Raw genomic sequence first — 17,586 nt, forward strand, 5'->3', positions numbered from 1 at the left:
CTCTTCCCCGAGAGGTTCTAGGTGAACGACACGGTCAGGGCGGTGCTGCTGGTCGGCTCGCTGGTGGCGGCGCTCGCGCTGGTGCACGTGCCGCTCGGCGACTACATGTACCGGGTCTACTCGGGGACGAAGCACTCGCGCGCCGAGCGGCTGATCTACCGGGTGATCGGGGTGCGCCCCGAGGTCGAGCAGAGCTGGCCGGTCTACGCCCGCAGCGTGCTCGCCTTCTCGGCGGTGGGCGTGCTCGCGCTCTTCGCCTTCCAGCTGGTGCAGCGGGTGCTGCCGCTGCACCTGAACGATCAGGGCACCGAGCTGACCCCCGCCCTGGCCTGGAACACCGCGGTCAGCTTCGTGACCAACACCAACTGGCAGAACTACGCGGGCGAGAGCACCCAGGGGCACCTGGTGCAGATGGCCGGGCTGGCGGTGCAGAACTTCGTCTCCGCCGCGGTCGGCATGGCGGTCGCGGTCGCGCTGGTGCGCGGCTTCGCCCGCACCCGCACCGGTGCGCTCGGCAACTTCTGGGTGGATCTGGTGCGCGGCACCGTGCGCATCCTGCTGCCACTGGCCTTCGCCGGCGCGGTGCTGCTGCTGATCGGCGGCGTGGTGCAGAACTTCCAGCTGCACGACCAGGTCGCGCAGACGCTCACCGGTGCGGCGCAGCCGATTCCGGGCGGGCCGGTGGCGAGCCAGGAGGCGATCAAGGAGCTCGGCACCAACGGCGGCGGCTTCTTCAACGCCAACTCCGCGCACCCGTTCGAGAACCCGTCCGCCTGGACCGACTGGGTGGAGATCTTCCTGCTGCTGGTGATCTCGTTCTCGCTGCCGCGCACCTTCGGCCGGATGGTCGGCAGCCCGAAGCAGGGCTACGCCGTCCTCGCGGTGCAGGCCGTGCTCGCGCTCTCCGGCATCGCGCTCACGGTGTTCTTCCAGCTGCGCGCGGACGGCACCGTGCCGACCGCGATCGGCGCCGCCACCGAGGGCGTGGAGCAGCGCTTCGGGGTAGTGGACTCGGCGGTCTTCGCAGCGAACACCACGCTCACCTCGACCGGCGCGGTGAACTCGTTCCACGATTCGTACACCAGCCTCGGCGGCATGATGACGATGATCCACATGCAGCTCGGCGAGGTGGCGCCGGGCGGCGTCGGCTCCGGGCTGTACGGGATCCTCGTGCTCGCGGTGATCACCGTGTTCGTCGCCGGGCTCATGGTCGGCCGCACCCCGGAGTACCTGGGCAAGAAGATCACCCCGCGGGAGATCAAGCTGGCCGCCGCCTACATCCTGGTGACGCCGCTGGTGGTGCTGATCGGCACCGCGCTCGCGGTGGCGCTGCCCGGCCAGCGGGCGAGCATGCTCGCCACCGGGCCGCACGGCCTCTCCGAGGTGCTCTACGCCTTCACCTCGGCCGCCGCCAACAACGGCTCGGCCTTCGGCGGTCTCTCCGGCAACACCGAGTGGTTCAACACCGCGCTCGGGCTCGCCATGCTGTTCGGCCGGTTCCTGCCGATCGTGCTGGTCCTCGCGCTGGCGGGGTCGCTCGCCGCGCAGGGCCGGACCCCGGAGTCGGCGGGCACGCTGCCCACCCACCGCACCCAGTTCATCGGCATGGTCGCCGGCGTGACCGTGGTCCTGGTCGCGCTCACCTTCCTGCCCGCCCTCGCGCTCGGCCCGCTCGCCGAAGGAATCGGTTCATGACCTCCACGCTCTCCTCCCCCGCCCCGGCCACCCCCGCCCCGGAGCCGCGCCGCCCCGGCGCTGTGCGCGCGGGCGTGCTCGACCCGGCCATGCTGCTCACCTGCCTGCCGCAGGCGCTGCGCAAACTGGACCCGCGCACGCTCTGGCACAACCCGGTCATGCTCATCGTCGAGGTCGGCGCGGCCTGGTCCACCGTGCTCGCGGTGGCCGACCCGAGCTTCTTCGCCTGGGCGGTCGTGGCCTGGCTCTGGCTCACCGTGCTCTTCGCCAACCTGGCCGAGGCGGTCGCCGAGGGACGCGGCCGCGCGCAGGCGGACTCGCTGCGCAGGGCCCGCACCGACACCGTCGCCCGCAGGCTCGGCGCGGACGGCGCCGAGCAGCGGGTGCCGGCCCCCGAGCTGCGCCGCGGCGATCGGGTCGTCATCGAGGCGGGCGAGGTGGTGCCCGCCGACGGCGACGTGGTCGACGGCATCGCCTCGGTCGACGAATCGGCGATCACCGGCGAATCCGCGCCGGTGATCCGGGAATCCGGCGGCGATCGCTCGGCCGTCACCGGCGGCACGACGGTGCTCTCGGACCGGATCGTCGTCGAGATCACCCAGGAGCCGGGCGCCGGCTTCATCGACACGATGATCGCCCTGGTCGAGGGGGCGAAGCGGCAGCGGACGCCGAACGAGATCGCGCTGAACATCCTGCTCGCCGCGCTCACCGTGGTCTTCCTCTGCGCGGTGGTGACGCTGCAGCCGATGGCGATCTACGCGCGCGGCAACGACACCGGGGTGGCCGACACCCTCGCGCTCACCGCCGAAGGCATCTCCGGCATCGTGCTGGTAGCGCTGCTGGTCTGCCTCATCCCGACCACGATCGGCGCGCTGCTCTCGGCCATCGGCATCGCCGGGATGGACCGGCTGGTGCAGCGCAATGTGCTTGCCATGTCCGGCCGCGCGGTGGAGGCGGCGGGCGACGTGAACACGCTGCTGCTGGACAAGACCGGCACCATCACGCTCGGCAACCGCCGGGCCTCGGAGTTCCTGCCCGCCCCCGGCGTCACCGCGGCCGAGCTGGCCGACGCGGCGCAGCTCGCCAGCCTCGCCGACGAGACCCCAGAGGGGCGCTCGATCGTGGTGCACGCGAAGGAGGCGCACGGCCGCCGCGCGCGCACCACCGGCGAGCTGGCAGGCGCCACCTGGGTGCCGTTCACCGCGCAGACCAGGATGTCCGGCGTCGACCTCGCCGACGGCCACCGGCTGCGCAAGGGCGCCGCCGCCGCGGTCGTGGAGTGGGTTCGCGCGGCGGGCGGTTCGGTGCCGGACGAGATCGGCGCGCGGGTCGAGCGGATCGCGGGCGCGGGCGGCACCCCGCTGGTCGTCGGCGAGGTGCGCGCCGGCACCGCGCGGGTGCTCGGCGTGCTCGCCCTGGTCGACGTGGTCAAGGACGGCATGCGCGAGCGCTTCGACCAGATGCGCCGGATGGGCATCCGCACCGTGATGATCACCGGCGACAACCCGGCCACCGCCGCCGCCATCGCCGCGCAGGCCGGGGTGGACGACTTCCTCGCCGAGGCCACCCCGGAGGACAAGCTCGCGCTGATCAGGAAGGAGCAGGAGGGCGGGCGGCTGGTCGCCATGACCGGCGACGGCACCAACGACGCCCCCGCGCTCGCCCAGGCCGACGTCGGGGTCGCCATGAACACCGGCACCTCCGCGGCCAAGGAGGCGGGCAACATGGTCGACCTCGACTCCGACCCGACCAAGCTGATCGAGATCGTGGAGATCGGCAAGCAGCTGCTCATCACCCGCGGCGCGCTCACCACCTTCTCCATCGCGAACGACATCGCCAAGTACTTCGCGATCATCCCGGCGCTGTTCGTCCCGCTCTTCCCCGGCCTGGCCGCGCTGAACGTCATGCGGCTGGCCAGCCCGCAGTCGGCGATCCTCTCGGCGATGATCTTCAACGCGGTGGTGATCGTCGCGCTGATCCCGCTGGCGCTGCGCGGGGTGCGGTACCGGCCGAGCGGCGCCTCCGGGCTGCTCGGGCGCAACCTCGCGATCTACGGCCTCGGCGGTATCGCGGTGCCGTTCCTCGGCATCAAGCTCATCGACCTGTTCGTCCACCTTCTCCCCGGGATGTCCTGACATGCGTACGACCACCTGGATCCGGCAGCACCTGGCCGCGGTGCGCGCGCTCGCCGCGCTCACCGTCGTCACCGGGCTCGCCTACCCGCTCGCGGTGACCGCGGTCGGGCAGCTGCCCGGGCTGCACGAGCGCGCCGACGGGTCGGTGCTCACCGTCGACGGCACGGTGGCGGGCTCCCGGCTGCTCGGCCAGTCCTTCACCGCCGCGGACGGTTCCGCGCTGCCCGCGTACTTCCAGAGCCGCCCCTCCGCGGCCGGCGACGGGTACGACACCCTCGCCAGCGGCGCGAGCAACCGCGGCCCGGAGGACATCGTCGACACCGCCGCCGCGCCGAGCCTGCTGACCCAGGTCTGCGCGCGGAGCAGAGAGGTCGGCGACCGCGAGGGGGTCGACGGCTCCCGCCCGTTCTGCACCGCCGACGGCGTCGGGGCGGTGCTCGCCGTCTTCGGCCCGCGCGGCGCCGACGGCACGGTGACCACGCCGGTGCGGGTGGTGAGCGTGAACCAGCCGTGCCCGGCCCGCCCCTTCCTGGACGGCTACCGCGGCGTTCCCGTGGAATGTGCTGCGGAGCAGGAGGATTGGTCCGCGGCCCGGCTGGTCCCGGTGCGCGGACCGGCGAGCGCCGCCCCGGCGGTGCCCGCCGACGCCGTCACCGCGAGCGGCAGCGGGCTGGACCCGCACATCTCCCCGGAATACGCCGCGCTGCAGCTGCGCCGGGTGGCCGCGGCCCGCGGCGTGCCGGAGGAGCGGGTGCGCGCCCTGGTCGACGCGCACACCGACGGCCGCGTGCTCGGCTTCCTCGGCGAGCCGACGGTGCACGTGCTGGAGCTGAATCTGGAACTGGACCAGCGCTATCCGGCGCCGTAGCAGAACGCGGCCGCCGCCAGGTACTGGCGGCACTCGGGGCCGTGGCCCGCGTGCATGCTGCAGATGAAGCGGGCCCGGTCGGTGTCGAGCGGGACGGTGGGCTCGGCGGCACAGTCGCTGTGCTGCGAGCTCCACAGGTCCCTGGTGTCCAGCGAGGTCTGCATGGTCGCGCCTCTCGGTGTTCGGTTATCGGGGGGAGTTCACTCCGCGATCAGCTTCCACTCGTCCGGCAGCCGGACCTCGGCGACCTCGTCGCCCTTGGCCTGCACGTCGACGGTGACGCCGCCGAGCCGCAGCGCGGAGAGCGTCACCGTCCCCCAGGAGGCGGGCAGCCGCGGCCGCACGCCGAGCGTGCGCTCCGGCACATTGGGCTCCAGCCCGAGGAAGGAGCGCACCAGCAGCATCGGGGCCGCACTCGCCCACGCCTGCGGCGAACACGAGGTCGGGTAGGGAACCGGCGCCGCGAAGCGGGAACGCGGGAAGCCGCAGAACAATTCGGGAAGCCGGCCACCGAAGGCGGCGGCCGCGTCGAGCAGCCCGCTCGCCAGCCGGGTCGCCAGCTCGACCGCACCGGGCACGTGCTCGTAGCGCAGCAGCCCGGCCACCGCGAGCGCGGTGTCGTGTGGCCAGATCGAGCCGTTGTGGTAGCTCATCGGGTTGTAGGCGCCCATATCGGAGCCGAGCGTGCGCAGCCCGAAGCCGCTGTCCATCTCCGGGCCGCCGAGCCGCCGCACGATCTGCTCGGCGTGCTCGTCGGTCGCGATGCCCGCCCAGAGACAGTGCGCGACATTGCTGGTCAGCGCGGTGACCCGGCGCTTGTCCCGGTCCAGCGCGACGGCGTACCAGCCGCGCTCGGGCAGCCAGAACTTCTCCGCGAAGTTCTGCTTCATCTCGGCCGCCTTGTCGCGCAGCTTGGCCGCCACCCGCACCTCGTCGAAGGCCTCGGCGAGTTCGGCGCGGGCCAGCACCGCGGCGTAGGTGTAGCCCTGCACCTCGCAGAGCGCCAGCGGCGCCTCCGGCAGGTGCCCGCTCGCGTCGTTGATGCCGTCGAAGCTGTCCTTCCAGCCCTGGTTGATCAGGCCGCGGTCGGTGGCGCGACGGTACTCGACGAAGCCGTCGCCGTCCCGATCGCCGTAATCGCGCAGCCAGCGCAGCGCGGCGTCGGCGGCGGGCAGCAGCGCCTCCACCGCCTCCCGGTCGGCGCCCCAGCGGTGCGCCTCGTTCAGCAGCATGACGAAGAGCGGGGTGGCGTCGGCGGTGCCGTAGTAGATGTTGCCGCCGAGCACCTGGCCGCTGGCCGGGCCGCGGCGCATCTCGTGCATGATCCGCCCCGGCTCCTCCTCGGTGAGCGGATCCACCCGGCGGCCCTGCAACTCGGCGAGCTGCTGCAGGGTGCCGACCGCGAGGTCGACCTCCAGCGGCAGCGCCATCCACGCGGTCAGCAGGCTGTCCCGGCCGAAGAGCGTCATGAACCAGGGCGCGCCCGCGGCGACGAACGGGCGGCCGTCGCCGTGCTCGTCGTGGATCTGCAGCGCGCCGAGATCGCTCTCGGTGCGGCGCAGCACCTGGGCGAGCACCGGGTCGTCGGCGCGCACGTCGGTGGCGGAGTCGCGCCAGGCCTCGATCTTGCGGCCCGGCGCGCTGATTCCGTAGTTCTCCGACTGGACGCGCTGGTTGCCGACGGTGGGCTGGGCGATGATCTCGGTCTGCCAGAGCTCGCCGGGCGGGACCACCACCCGCCACACCAGGGTGCCCGGCAGCACCACCGGCTCCACCGTCGACGACACCGAGAGCCCGCGCATCCGCTCGGCCCGGTCGTGCAGCAGCAGCTCGCCGTCGGTGACGGTGACCTCGGCCCTGGTATGCCCGGCCCGGCCCTCCTTGACCGCGAACAGGTCGACGAAGTCCGCGTCGACGTGCAGCTCCAGCGTGACCGCGGTCGGTTCGCGGCCCATGTTCTCCAGCGTGACGGTCTCGTGCATGCCCTCGGCCACCAGCCGCTCCCTGACCACGAGCAGGGTGCTGTCGGCGATCCCGGCCTGCGGTGGACGGCGCAGCACGAACCTGGCCGCGAACGCCTCCGGGCTCAGCACGGAGAGCGAATCGGCGGGTTTGCCGTCCACCAGCAGCTCCCAGCGGGAGATGACGCGCGCGTCCCGGTAGAACAGGCCGTGCGGCAACCCCGGCGCGATATCGCCGAGCCGGTTGGACAGGCAGAAGGTGCCGCCCTCCACCAGGGTCACCGAGGCCCCGCAGCCACCGAGACCGGTGGGTTCGCCTGCGTTGAGCGGGGCGGGCGCGTCGGCCGTCATGCCCGGCCGCTCGTCGCGAAGGTCAGCGCGGTCGAGCCGGCGAAACGAACGGCGCGCTCGCGCAGCAGCTTCCGGTAGACGTCCTCGTAGCCGCGGCCGAGCGTCTCGGCGCCGAAGTTGGCCGCCACGTGCGCCCGGCAGGCCGCCGGGTCGTAGCCGCGCACCTCGGCGATGGCGGCGGGCAGCTCGGCGGGGTCGTCGCAGATCCGCCCGGTCACCCCGTCCACCACGACCTCGGGCACCGCGCCGCCGCGCAGCGCCACCACCGGGGTACCGCAGACCATCGCCTCGATCATCACCATGCCGAACGGCTCCTCCCACCGCACCGGGAACAACAGGCAGCTCGCCTCGGAGAGCAGCCTGCGCTTGGCGGTGGCATCGGCCATCCCGAAGACGTGGTCCTGCTCGCCGAGCAGCGGGCGGACCTTCTCCTCGAAGTAGTTCTGCTCCGCCGGTTCGCTGCACTTGCCCGCGAGTACCAGGGGGATACCCGCTTCGTGGGCCGCTTGAACCGCCAGATGTGGCGCTTTGTCCTCGGTGTAGCGGCCGAGGAAGAGCGCGTACTCCTTCTTCTCGGCGCGGAACGGCCATTCGTCCACGTGCAGGGCGTTGTGCACCCGCCCGACCCAGTTCAGGTCGGGGGCGAGCGCGCGCTGCCGGTCGCTGATCGCGACCAGCGCCACCTCGTCGCCCATCTCGCGGTAGTAGCGGTAGCTGTCGTCCTGCACCGGGCCGTGCACGGTGACGACGGTGGGCAGCCCGAGCCCCTCGTAGGCGGGGGCGTTGAGCGGGCCCGCGAAGGTGTGGTCGTGCACCAGGTCGACCCCGTCGGTCCCGGCGAGCCGCTCGATCGCGCGGCGCACCCGCAGTGCGTGCACCACCTCGGGGAACGGCTCGCCGAGCCGCTCCGGGACCGCGCGGTCCCACAGCGGCAGGAAGTTCGCCTTGGTTCCGGGCTCACCCGCACCGAGCAGGGTCACCTCGTGGCCCCGGCCGACGAGCGAATCCACCAGGTCGGCGACGACCGCCTCGACCCCGCCGTACGCCTTGGGCGGCACGTCGAAGTACGGGGGCACCACCATGGCGATCCGGAACCGATCGGGACGACGACCGAGCGACAGCAGATCCGCGGTATCGAGCTGCGCCGGGATCGGCGCTGACAGCCCTGCGCTCATGACCCTCCTTCCAGGGGAACAACCTTGGAGCACATCCACCCGGCACACCGGTGTACCGGGCGCAGAAAGATGGCCGCCGCGGCGGAGGTGAAGACCGAGCAGCACCGCCGTCCATGGGGCAGGTCGGCCTGGGAGGGGTGCGGAACGCCAGGAGAAGTTCCCAGGGGGGCCGCCGACAACATAGCCCACTTTCGGCGCTCGAAACCTCGAAACCGAGAGTCGACGGCGCGTCGGCGAATCCTCAGCGCACGATGGAAATTGCCCCTTCCCCGTCAGGAATCAGGAATTTAAGCGTTCGCTCGGCCTCTTCGCGGATCGCAGCATCATCCGAGTTACCGATCGGGTACCAGGGCTCGACGCGCAGCGTGCTCCCTGCCAGCGACCACCGGCCGTGCACGAAACCGTCCACCAGGTACACCGGCACGCCCGCCGACGCCTCGGCCGCGGTGCGCCGCCGGTCGGTCTCGCTCACGATGCGGCGCCGGTCCTTGTAGCCGAGCACGGCGTTGTCGAAGGCGGGCAGGAAGCGCACCGGCACCGGGGTCTCCGGGTCGGCGAGCACCGCGTCCGGCAAGTCGAAGAGTTCGCGGCCGTCCGGGTCGCGCAGCACCCGCAGCTCCGGGCGCAGCGCCGCGAAGACCGGGGCCAGCCGGGTCGCGCCGGACCACGCCTGCGCGTCGGCGACGGTCGCCGGGCCGAAGGCGGCCAGGTAGCGCCGCACCAGCGTCGCCGGCTCCGGCGCGGGGGCGAGCGGGCCGAGCCGCGCCTCCGCCAGCCCGACCGTGACGTAGCGGTTGCGCCAGCGCCCCCACTCGCCGCACTCCGGGCCGTGTACCAGCGGCACCATGACCTCGACCGCCTCGGCCAGCCTGCGCACGTGCCGCCCCGGAAACCGCTCCGCCAGCGCGGTTCCCAGCTCCCTGCGGGTGAGCAGCCGGTCGCCGAGCAGCTCCCGGCCCGCGGCCGCGAGCGCGGCATGGTCGATGCCGTCGAGCTCGTCGCGGTAGTACGCCGAGCGCACCGCGCCCGCGACCAGCTCGTGCAGGGTGGGGCGGAGCCAGCGGAAGTCGGCGGCGGTGGTCAGGTGCACGGTGCGGCGCAGCGTGGTCGAGCGCACCACCTCGCCCGCGATCAGCGCGGCTGCCAGATCGGCGCGGTCGAACCGCCGCAGCCGATTCCAGAGCCCGAGGTACGGCCAGTTCGGCTCCTGCCCCTGCACGGCGACCAGCTCCGCGATCAGCGCCGCCGGGGTGAGCGGGGCGGGTTCGATCAGGTGCTGGCGGGTGAGCAGGGTGCGGTTCAGGGCGCGCAGCGAGAGGTCGGGCACCGCTCCATCATCGCGGGTGGCACCGACATTCAGCCGCTGTCGCCGCAGCGCGCGGGGTTCGGCAGGTCGCGGCAGGGTTCGGTGCCGTGCGCGCGCAGGACGTCGCTGCCTGCCTCGTCGGTGAGGTAGCGCAGGAACGCGGCGGCCGGGGAGCCGGGCGGGGCGGCGCCGTAGCTGTAGGCGAACTCGATGCCCCACAGCTCGTAGCGCCCGGCGAGCGCGGCCTGCCGGTCGGGGGCGACGCCGTTCAGCGCGGGGGTGCGCAGCCCGGCCCTCGTCGCCTCGCCGAACTCGCTGTACCCGATGGCGCCCCTGGTGTTCCGCACGGTCTGCAGCAGGTCGCCGGTGACCTCGGCGGTGCAGCGGGTGGGGCCGGAGAGTTCGCGGCCCTGGATGGCGAGGCAGCTGGTGTGCGGCACCGCGGGCTGCGACCCGCCGAGCACCCGCTGCTCGAACACCGCGCGCGTCCCCGAGCCGGGCGCCCGCTCCACCAGCACCACCGGCAGCGGCGGGCCGCCGAGCTCGGCCCAGTCGGTCACCCGCCCGGCGTAGATGTCGCGCAGCTGCGCGGTGGTGAGCGAGGGCAGGTCGAGCTCGGGGTGGGTGACGACGGTGAACACCGCCACCGCCAGCGAGCGGCGGTCCAGCTTCGGGTAGTTGGCGCCGATCGGGTTGTCGCCGATGGCGATCAGCGTGCCGTCGGTGGAGGCCGCCCTGGTCAGCCGGTCCAACCCGCGCTCGGTGCCCTCGAAGGCGAAATCGAAGCGGAGGTCGCGGCATTCGGTGCGGTACCGCTCCGCGGCGTCCTGGATCACCGGCCGCAGCGCGGACGACCCGACCACGGTGAGGTCACCGGCGACACAGCCGCGCGGCGGCCGGTCCCCGCGGACCACCCCGACCACCAGCTGCGCCGCCACCACCAGCACCAGGAACCCGACCAGCAGGAACATCCCGCGCGATGTCCCGGTCCGGCTGCGCGTCTCCAGCAGCCGCCCGCCCTTGATCCCGCCGCGCAGCTCGGGCTCCGGATCCGCGCCGGACCGGCCCTGGCGCCGCAGGATGACGAGCACCTTGTAGTGGTCGCCGCGGTTCAGCGGCACCTTGGGCAGGTCGACCACCCCGCGGCCCGCGCTCGCGTCCCAGCGATGCGCGATCCCCGAGCGGGCGTCGAGGCACTCGGCGAGGCCGGGGTGGCTCAGCTCGGTCACCGCCATGCCGATCACCCGGCGCTGCGGGAAGTGCACGTGCAGCCCGGCCCTGCCGTTCTCGAGGGTCTGGTAGTCACTGGTGTCGATGGTGGTGGCGCCGGAGTTCTCGATCCGGACGAGCACCACCGAGAGGTCCTTCAGATCGGTGGCGCCGTCCGGTGATTCGGGCCGCAGGCGGGTTAGCACGCCGGGGAACACCGATTCGATCTCGCCGGTGACCGGGGTGTCCATCTGCACCCGGTAGCCGAGCCTGCGCCTGCCGACCACGACGAATTCCCAGAGGAACGCGCTGATCGGCACCGCGATACCGATCAGCGCGAGGACGATCTCGATCGGAAACCCGTCCACGCTCCCGCGCTCCCCCCGTATTCGGTTGCCGTGAGCACAGTTTCGACGGCGGGGCCGGGGACCGACACCCGGGGCGGGACAGTTCGCCGAGTGTTCCCCTCGGGTTCAGCGCCCGGTGGTCCAGGCCAGCAGCTCGGCCAGCGGCCAGGTGTTGACCACCCGCTCCGGCGGGACCCCGTTCGCCAGCGCGCGCTCGCAGCCGTAGCCGAGCCAGTCCAGCTGGCCGGGGGCGTGCGCATCGGTGTCGATCGAGAACAGGCACTCCATCTCGACGGCGAGCCGGAGCAGCCGGGCGGGCGGGTCGCGCCGCTCCGGGCGGCTGTTGATCTCCACCGCGGTGCCGTAGGCGCGGCACGCCTCGAAGACCACCTCGGCGTCGAACTGCGACTCCGGCCGGGTGCCGCGGTTGCCTTCGACCAGCCGCCCGGTGCAGTGCCCGAGCACGTCGACATGCGGGTTGGCGACGGCGTAGACCATCCGCTCGGTCATGGCGGCGCTGTCCTCCCTGAGCCGGGAGTGCACGCTGGCCACCACCACGTCGAGCTCGGCGAGCAGCTCGGGCTCCTGGTCCAGCTCGCCGCCTGCCAGGATGTCGACCTCGATCCCGGTGAGCACCCGGAAGGGCGCGATCTCCGCGTTCAGCTCGGCGACCACGTCGAGCTGGCGGCGCAGGCGCTCGGCGGAGAGCCCGTTGGCGACGGTGAGGCGCGGCGAGTGGTCGGTGAGCGCGCAGTACTCGTGCCCGAGCGCGGCGGCCACCGCCATCATCTCGGCGATCGGGCTGCCGCCGTCGGACCACTCCGAGTGGGTGTGCAGGTCACCGCGGAGCCGCTGCCGCAGCGCGGCCCCCGCCGGACCGATCGGCGCGGCCGCCTGCCGCAGCTCGGCGAGGTACCGCGGCACCTCCCCCGCCTGCGCCTCGGCGATCACCGCCGCCGTCTTGGGGCCGATCCCGGCCAGCTCGCGCCACGAGTCCGCCGCCGCGCGCTCGGCGAACTCGTCCCCGGGCAACCCGCCGACCACGTCGGCGGCACGCCGGTACGCCTTGACCCGGTGCGTCTCGGCGCGCGAGCGCTCCAGCCAGAAGCCGATCTCGCGCAGCGCCTCGACCGGGCCGGGCGCGGTCACGGGCGCAATGCGGCGTATTTGAGGAAGGCGACCCCGTCGGCGAAGACCCGGCTGGTGACCACCCGGAAGCAGGCGGGCTCCGGCAGCCGCGAACCGGCGCCGAAGAGCGGGCGGCCCGCGCCGAGCACGATCGGGTACAGCTTGAGGAACACCTGGTCGATCTCGGGCAGCAGCGCCTGCGCCAGCTCGCCGCCGCCGCACAGCCAGATACCGAGGCCGTCCTCGCGCTTGAGCGCCCGCACGGCCGCGACCGGGTCGCCCGCGATGAGCTCGACGTCCGGGTCCGGGTTCTCCGGCAGCGTGCCGGAGACGACGTACTGCCGCAGGTGCGAGTACGGGCTGGCGGTACCGGTGCGCACGCCGAAGTCGTGCGTGCGCCTGCCCATCACGACGGTGTCGAAGGTCTGGTTCGGCTTGTCGACGCCGAGCGCCTCGCGGACCTTGGTCGGCAGCGTCTCGGGGTAGTGGCTGTTGATGTAGGGGCCGTGGTCGCCGCCGACCGGGAAGAAGTCGACCGAGCCGTCCTCGGTCGCGATGAAGCCGTCGATGGTCGAGGCCACGTAGTAGGTGAGCTTGCGCATGCGTCCTTCCCTCTCAGGCGCCGGTGCTCACACGGTAACGCGCTTTCCGGCGCGGGCACGCGGCTTCGGCTGGCAGCGCGGGCAGGAGAAGGACGACCGGTTCATGAACTTCTCCCGCACCATCGGCGCACCGCAGCGGCGGCACGGCTCGTCGACCCGGCCGTAGGCGTCCAGCGAGCGCTCGAAGTACCCGGAGTTGCCGTTCACATTGACGTACAGCGCGTCGAAGGAGGTGCCGCCCGCGGCGAGCGCGGCGGTCATCACGTCGGTGGCGGCGTCCAGCAGGGTGCGCAGCGCGGGGCGGGTCAGCCCGGCGGCGATCCTGGTGCCGTGCACGCGGGCGCGCCAGAGCGCCTCGTCCGCGTAGATGTTGCCGATCCCGGAGACCACGCCCTGGTCCAGCAGCAGCCGCTTGATCTCGGTCTGCCTGGCGCGCAGCGCGGTGACCGCGACCTCCAGGTCGAAGCGGGGGTCGAGCGGGTCGCGGGCGATGTGCGCGACCGGCGCCGGCAGCGGCGTCCCGTCGACGGTGACCAGCGGGGCCAGCGCCCAGCCACCGAAGGTGCGCTGGTCGACGAAGCGCAGCTGGGTGCCGTCGCTCAGCCCCGCGGTGATGTGCGCGTGCTTCTGCCGCGGCGCTGCGCCTGGCTGCACCAGCATCTGCCCGCTCATCCCGAGGTGCACGACGAGCGCGAGGTCCGGTTCGTCGAAGGTGAGCCAGAGGAACTTGCCGCGGCGCTCGGCGCTCGCGACGGTCAGCCCGGAGAGCCGGGCGGCCAGGTCGGCCGCGCCGGCCAGGTGCCTGCGCACCGAACGCTCGTGCGTGACGGTGACCGACTCGATCACCCGGCCGACCACGTGCTCGGCCAGGCCGCGCCGGACCACCTCGACCTCGGGGAGCTCCGGCACGTCAGGCGTCGGCGGCGGCTTCGGCGGTCAGCGCCTGGTAGGCGGTGCCCGCGGCCTTCTGCTCGGCTTCCTTCTTGGAGCGGCCGACCCCGGTGCCGTAGGGCCGCCCGGCGATCACCGTCGTCGCGGTGAACTCCTTGTCGTGGTCGGGGCCGGTGGAGCTGATCTCGTAGCTGGGCACGCCGAGGCCGCGCTCGGCGGTGAGCTCCTGCAGGCTGGTCTTCCAGTCCAGGCCCGCGCCCATCCGCGGGCCGCGCTCGAGCAGCTCCGCGAAGAGCCGAAGCACCACGGTGCGAGCCACCTCGATGCCGTGCTCCAGGTGCACCGCACCGAGCAGCGACTCCATGCCGTCGGCGAGGATGCTCGGCTTGTCCCGGCCGCCGGTGAGCTCCTCGCCCTTACCGAGCAGCAGGTGCGTGCCGAGCCCGCCTGCGCCGAGCGCCCGCGCCACCTCGGCCAGCGCGTGCATGTTGACCACGCTGGCGCGCAGCTTCGCGAGTTCGCCCTCGGATTTCTCCGGGTGCTCGTGGTAGAGCGCCTCGGTGATGCTGAGCCCGAGCACCGAGTCGCCGAGGAACTCCAGGCGCTCGTTGGTGGGCAGCCCGCCGTTCTCGTAGGCGTACGAGCGATGCGTCAGCGCGAGCCGCAGCAGCTCCGGCTGCAGTTCGACGCCGAGCGCGGCGAGCAGGCTCGCATGGTCACCGGAGGCGTGGGCGCCGTCCCTACTGGATGTCACGTCGATACGAGGGGCTCGCTCAGACGGCGGCGGTGACCTGGCGGCCCCGGTACGTGCCGCAGTTCGGGCAGGCGATGTGCGGCAGCGTCTTCTCGCCGCAGGCCCGGTTCGGGCAGGTGATGAGGGTGGGCGCGACAGCCTTCCACTGGCTGCGCCGCGACCTGGTGTTGGAACGGGACATCCGGCGCTTCGGAACGGCCACGACTACTTCTCCTCTGTACGCGAGCGTGCCTGGTCGGCAGCACGATCTGACGGTGGGTGGTCCTGGGGACCGGGGGACGCGACATCCGCATCGGAGGCGAACTTCGCCAGTCCGGCCCAGCGAGGATCGAGTATCTCATGCCCGTGCCCGGAACCCGCAATCGCCATCCGGACACCGCACTCGGGGCAGAGCCCGGCGCAGTCCGGGGTGCAGAGCGGCTGCAGCGGCAGCTCCAGCCCGATCGCGTCGATGACCACCGGCTCCAGGTCGATGAGGTCGTCGACCAGCCGGTGGACGTCGTCCTCCTCGGTGGTCTGCTCGGTGGCGCTGTCCGGGTAGGCGAACAGCTCGGTGATCGACAGCTCGACGGCGTCGGTGAACGACTCCAGGCAGCGCGAGCACTCGCCGGCCACCGGCGCCGAGACGGTGCCGGTGACCAGCACGCCCTCGGAGACGGCCTGCAGCGTGAGGTCGAGATCGATGGTCGCGCCCTCGGGGATGTGCACGAGGTCGAGGCCGATCCGCTCGGTGGCGGTGACCTCGCGGCGCAGCTCCCGCATGGTGCCGGGACGACGCCCGAGACTGCGGGCATCCAGTACGAAGCCGCCGACCTGAAGCCCGTGCGAAGCCGGGCGACGGCGCGCGGCGGAACCGGCGGACATCACGAATTCACTCCGATACTGAAGGGGGATGGGCAACCACCCCACAGTACGCGACGGGCAGCTCCGCGCCCCAATCGCGGTCAGCGCCGGTAATCGGTGACGTACTCCGGGGCCGGGTACTCGGCGGCGTAGTCGGGGGCCTTCCCGGCCTCGGCGCGCAGCTGGTGCCTGCCCCGGACGACGGTGCGCAGCGTGCTGTTCAGCGTCTCCTCGAAGTCGGCCAGCTTGCCGTCGACGTAGTGATCGCACTCGTCGCGCATGCGGTCGGACTCCCCGTGCGCGGCATCGATCACCCGCGCCGACTCGGCGTGCGCGGCGCGCACCACCTCGGTCTGCGCCACCAGCCGGGCCCGCTCGGCCTCGCCCTCGGCGACCGAGCGCTCGAAGGAGGCCTTGCCCGCCTCGATCATCCGCTCCGACTCGACCCTGGCCCTGCCGGTGACCGCGTCGTACTCGGCATTGGCGTCGGCGACCAGCCGCTCCGCCTCGGCCTGGGCACCGGTGACCAGGTGGTCGGCGTGCGCGTTGGCCTCGGCCACCATCCGGTCGGCGTGCGCCTTGGCCTCGGCCAGGATGCGGTCGGCCTCGGCGCTCGAGGACTCGAGGGTGCTCCGCGCCTGCTCGTCGGCGCCGGTGACGGTGGCCTCGGCGGAGGTGCGGGCATCGGTGACGATCTTGTCCCGGTGGTCGAGCACGTCCTGCGCGTCGTCGAGCTCACCGGGCAGCGCGTCCCGCACGTCGTCCAGCAGCTCCAGCACCTCGCCGCGGGGCACGATGCAGTTGCGGGTGGGCGGGATGCCGCGCGCCTCCTCGACGATCGCCACGAGCTCGTCGAGCGCTTCGAATACGCGATACATGCTGTCACCCTCCTCGGCACACACTTCGCCTGTGCTCCAGTCTGCCCGGAGCGGCGGGGTTGACCCCGGCACGCGGCCGGTGTGTCGAGCGGTTGCGGGAAATCACAGGATTCCCTCAGGAGCAAGTGGAGAGCAAACCTCCGGTTGATGTAGAATACTCGCGGAGGTCGACAAGATCTTCGCAAGCGAATCGCAGGCTCCACCCAGGATTCTGCGGATAGGCAGCCGCCGTGCCGAGCACCCGCCCTCGGGCGGGCAGCGGGAATCCCCCGCGACGCCCGGTGCCAGGCTCTCGCGATCGGAACGCGTATGACCGTCCTGCACCCGCGCACCGCGGTGATGTCGCACCTCACCACCCTCATCGCGCCGTGGACGCCGATGACCGCCGCCGCTCGCGGCCCCGCGGGCGACCCGGCGGAGACAGGTGCCGACGACCGGGTCAGGCGGCAGCCGAGGCGGAGCAGGCGGGTCACCAGGCTGCGTGCGGCAGGTGGGGCCGCGCTCGTGCGGGCCACCCAGCGCAGCCGCGCCGGGCTGGTCACCCTGCTCACCTACCTGCGCGGCGACCGCGCCCCCGCGCAGCTGGTGCGGTTCGCCATGGTCGGGATGGCGAGCAATGTCGTGTACGTGGCGCTGTTCCTCGCGCTGCTCGGGTCGGGGACGCTGCCCGCGAACATGGTCGGCTCGATCGCCAGCACCATCGTCGCCAACGAGCTGCACCGCAGGCTCACCTTCCGGGCCGCGGATCGGGTCGGCTGGTTCACCGCGCAGTGGGAGGGCGGCGGGCTCGCCGTCGCCGGGCTGCTCATCACCTCCGCCGGCCTGGCCGCGCTCGAGGTGGCCTCCCCCGGGCTCGGTGGCCTCGGCCAGGCCGCCGCCGTGCTCGCGATCACCGCCGCGGTCGGCACGCTGCGCTTCCTCGCGCTGCGCGGCTGGGTCTTCTAGCCCTGCTCGGCGAGCCGGGCCAGCAACGCCTTGTGCACGACGGGCGGCAGCATGTCGGCGACGTCGCCGCCGAACCTCGCGACCTCCTTGACCAGTGAACTCGAGAGGTGGATGAACGCCGGGTCGGCGGCGATGAAGAAGGTGTCGACCCCGGCGAGCTTCTTGTTCATCAGCGCCATCGGCAGCTCGTAGCCGAAATCGCCGGGATCGCGCAGCCCCTTCACGATGGCGGTGACGCCCTGCTCCCTGGCGAAGTCGACGGTCAGCCCCTGCCACGATGCGATCCGCACGTTCGGCAGGTCGGCGGTGGTCTCGCGGAGCAACTCGATGCGCTCCGGCACGGTGAACATGCCCTGCTTCTTGGGGTTCACATTGACGGTCACGATCACCTCGTCGAACTGCGCCGCCACCCGCTGGAAGACGTCGAGGTGTCCGTACGTCACCGGGTCGAACGAGCCCGGGCACAACGCTCCTGCCATGCCGCAGACGCTAGCAGCC

Annotated in this window: 17 protein-coding genes; 4 read left to right on the plus strand and 13 right to left on the minus strand. The window is 72.7% G+C overall.

The annotated features are described in order from the left end of the window. Positions 1–21: 21 nt before the first annotated feature. The 3 genes from kdpA to ACFUJ1_RS06795 are packed head-to-tail and all read left to right on the plus strand — an operon-like array spanning position 22 to position 4,698. Positions 22–1,695 (plus strand): potassium-transporting ATPase subunit KdpA, encoded by a 1,674-nt coding sequence (gene kdpA / locus ACFUJ1_RS06785; RefSeq protein ID WP_378643383.1) that lies wholly within the window; start codon positions 22–24, stop codon positions 1,693–1,695. After that, complete coding sequence (kdpB, locus tag ACFUJ1_RS06790; protein ID WP_378643385.1) at positions 1,692–3,830, plus strand: potassium-transporting ATPase subunit KdpB; 2,139 nt, start codon at positions 1,692–1,694, stop codon at positions 3,828–3,830. Before kdpA ends, kdpB begins: the two co-directional genes overlap by 4 nt. A 1-nt stretch (position 3,831) precedes the next feature. Then, positions 3,832–4,698 (plus strand): potassium-transporting ATPase subunit C, encoded by an 867-nt coding sequence (locus tag ACFUJ1_RS06795; protein ID WP_378643387.1) that lies wholly within the window; start codon positions 3,832–3,834, stop codon positions 4,696–4,698. On the opposite strand, the gene ACFUJ1_RS06800 is transcribed toward ACFUJ1_RS06795, so the two are convergent. From ACFUJ1_RS06800 to ACFUJ1_RS06855, 12 genes are all read right to left on the minus strand, one after another. Continuing rightward, entirely contained in the window at positions 4,683–4,862 is a 180-nt protein-coding gene (locus tag ACFUJ1_RS06800; protein WP_233019784.1) for a hypothetical protein, read from the minus strand. The genes ACFUJ1_RS06795 and ACFUJ1_RS06800 overlap by 16 nt on opposite strands. Positions 4,863–4,898: 36 nt before the next feature. Beyond that, on the minus strand, positions 4,899–7,010 hold the full coding sequence (locus ACFUJ1_RS06805; RefSeq protein ID WP_378643390.1) for a glycogen debranching N-terminal domain-containing protein: 2,112 nt from the start codon (positions 7,008–7,010) through the stop codon (positions 4,899–4,901). Continuing rightward, complete coding sequence (locus tag ACFUJ1_RS06810; protein ID WP_378643771.1) at positions 7,007–8,092, minus strand: glycosyltransferase family 4 protein; 1,086 nt, start codon at positions 8,090–8,092, stop codon at positions 7,007–7,009. The genes ACFUJ1_RS06805 and ACFUJ1_RS06810 overlap by 4 nt, the downstream gene beginning before the upstream one ends. 334 nt (positions 8,093–8,426) lie before the next feature. Then, complete coding sequence (locus ACFUJ1_RS06815) at positions 8,427–9,512, minus strand: winged helix DNA-binding domain-containing protein (protein WP_378643392.1); 1,086 nt, start codon at positions 9,510–9,512, stop codon at positions 8,427–8,429. 29 nt (positions 9,513–9,541) lie between these two features. Next, complete coding sequence (locus ACFUJ1_RS06820; protein WP_378643395.1) at positions 9,542–11,068, minus strand: substrate-binding domain-containing protein; 1,527 nt, start codon at positions 11,066–11,068, stop codon at positions 9,542–9,544. 105 nt (positions 11,069–11,173) lie between these two features. Then, positions 11,174–12,196: a PHP domain-containing protein gene (locus ACFUJ1_RS06825; RefSeq protein WP_378643397.1), complete on the minus strand. Its 1,023-nt coding sequence runs from the start codon at positions 12,194–12,196 to the stop codon at positions 11,174–11,176. Then, positions 12,193–12,777: a dihydrofolate reductase family protein gene (locus ACFUJ1_RS06830; RefSeq protein ID WP_233019789.1), complete on the minus strand. Its 585-nt coding sequence runs from the start codon at positions 12,775–12,777 to the stop codon at positions 12,193–12,195. Before ACFUJ1_RS06830 ends, ACFUJ1_RS06825 begins: the two co-directional genes overlap by 4 nt. A gap of 27 nt (positions 12,778–12,804) precedes the next feature. Then, positions 12,805–13,686 carry a bifunctional DNA-formamidopyrimidine glycosylase/DNA-(apurinic or apyrimidinic site) lyase gene (gene mutM, locus ACFUJ1_RS06835; protein WP_378643399.1) on the minus strand — a complete coding sequence of 294 codons (882 nt, stop codon included), beginning with the start codon at positions 13,684–13,686 and terminating at the stop codon, positions 12,805–12,807. A 1-nt stretch (position 13,687) separates the two neighbouring features. Then, on the minus strand, positions 13,688–14,422 hold the full coding sequence (rnc, locus tag ACFUJ1_RS06840; protein WP_378643401.1) for a ribonuclease III: 735 nt from the start codon (positions 14,420–14,422) through the stop codon (positions 13,688–13,690). Positions 14,423–14,441: 19 nt separating this feature from the next. After that, positions 14,442–14,624, minus strand: coding sequence for a 50S ribosomal protein L32 (gene rpmF, locus ACFUJ1_RS06845; protein ID WP_067658664.1), 183 nt, complete (start codon positions 14,622–14,624; stop codon positions 14,442–14,444). A 2-nt stretch (positions 14,625–14,626) separates the two neighbouring features. Then, positions 14,627–15,286, minus strand: coding sequence for a YceD family protein (locus tag ACFUJ1_RS06850; protein ID WP_378643404.1), 660 nt, complete (start codon positions 15,284–15,286; stop codon positions 14,627–14,629). An 80-nt stretch (positions 15,287–15,366) separates the two neighbouring features. Next, positions 15,367–16,143, minus strand: a complete 777-nt coding sequence (locus ACFUJ1_RS06855) for a DivIVA domain-containing protein (protein WP_378643406.1) — start codon at positions 16,141–16,143, stop codon at positions 15,367–15,369. A 309-nt stretch (positions 16,144–16,452) separates the two neighbouring features. Between ACFUJ1_RS06855 and ACFUJ1_RS06860 the strand changes: the two genes are divergently transcribed. Then, complete coding sequence (locus tag ACFUJ1_RS06860; protein WP_378643409.1) at positions 16,453–17,088, plus strand: GtrA family protein; 636 nt, start codon at positions 16,453–16,455, stop codon at positions 17,086–17,088. On the opposite strand, the gene coaD is transcribed toward ACFUJ1_RS06860, so the two are convergent. Continuing rightward, complete coding sequence (gene coaD / locus ACFUJ1_RS06865) at positions 17,085–17,567, minus strand: pantetheine-phosphate adenylyltransferase (protein ID WP_378643410.1); 483 nt, start codon at positions 17,565–17,567, stop codon at positions 17,085–17,087. The genes ACFUJ1_RS06860 and coaD overlap by 4 nt on opposite strands. Between the last annotated feature and the right edge of the window lie 19 nt (positions 17,568–17,586).

Origin of the sequence: Nocardia sp. NPDC057227, from assembly GCF_042669725.1 — a bacterium.
GTDB classification, from domain to species: Bacteria; Actinomycetota; Actinomycetes; order Mycobacteriales; family Mycobacteriaceae; genus Nocardia; species Nocardia asteroides_A.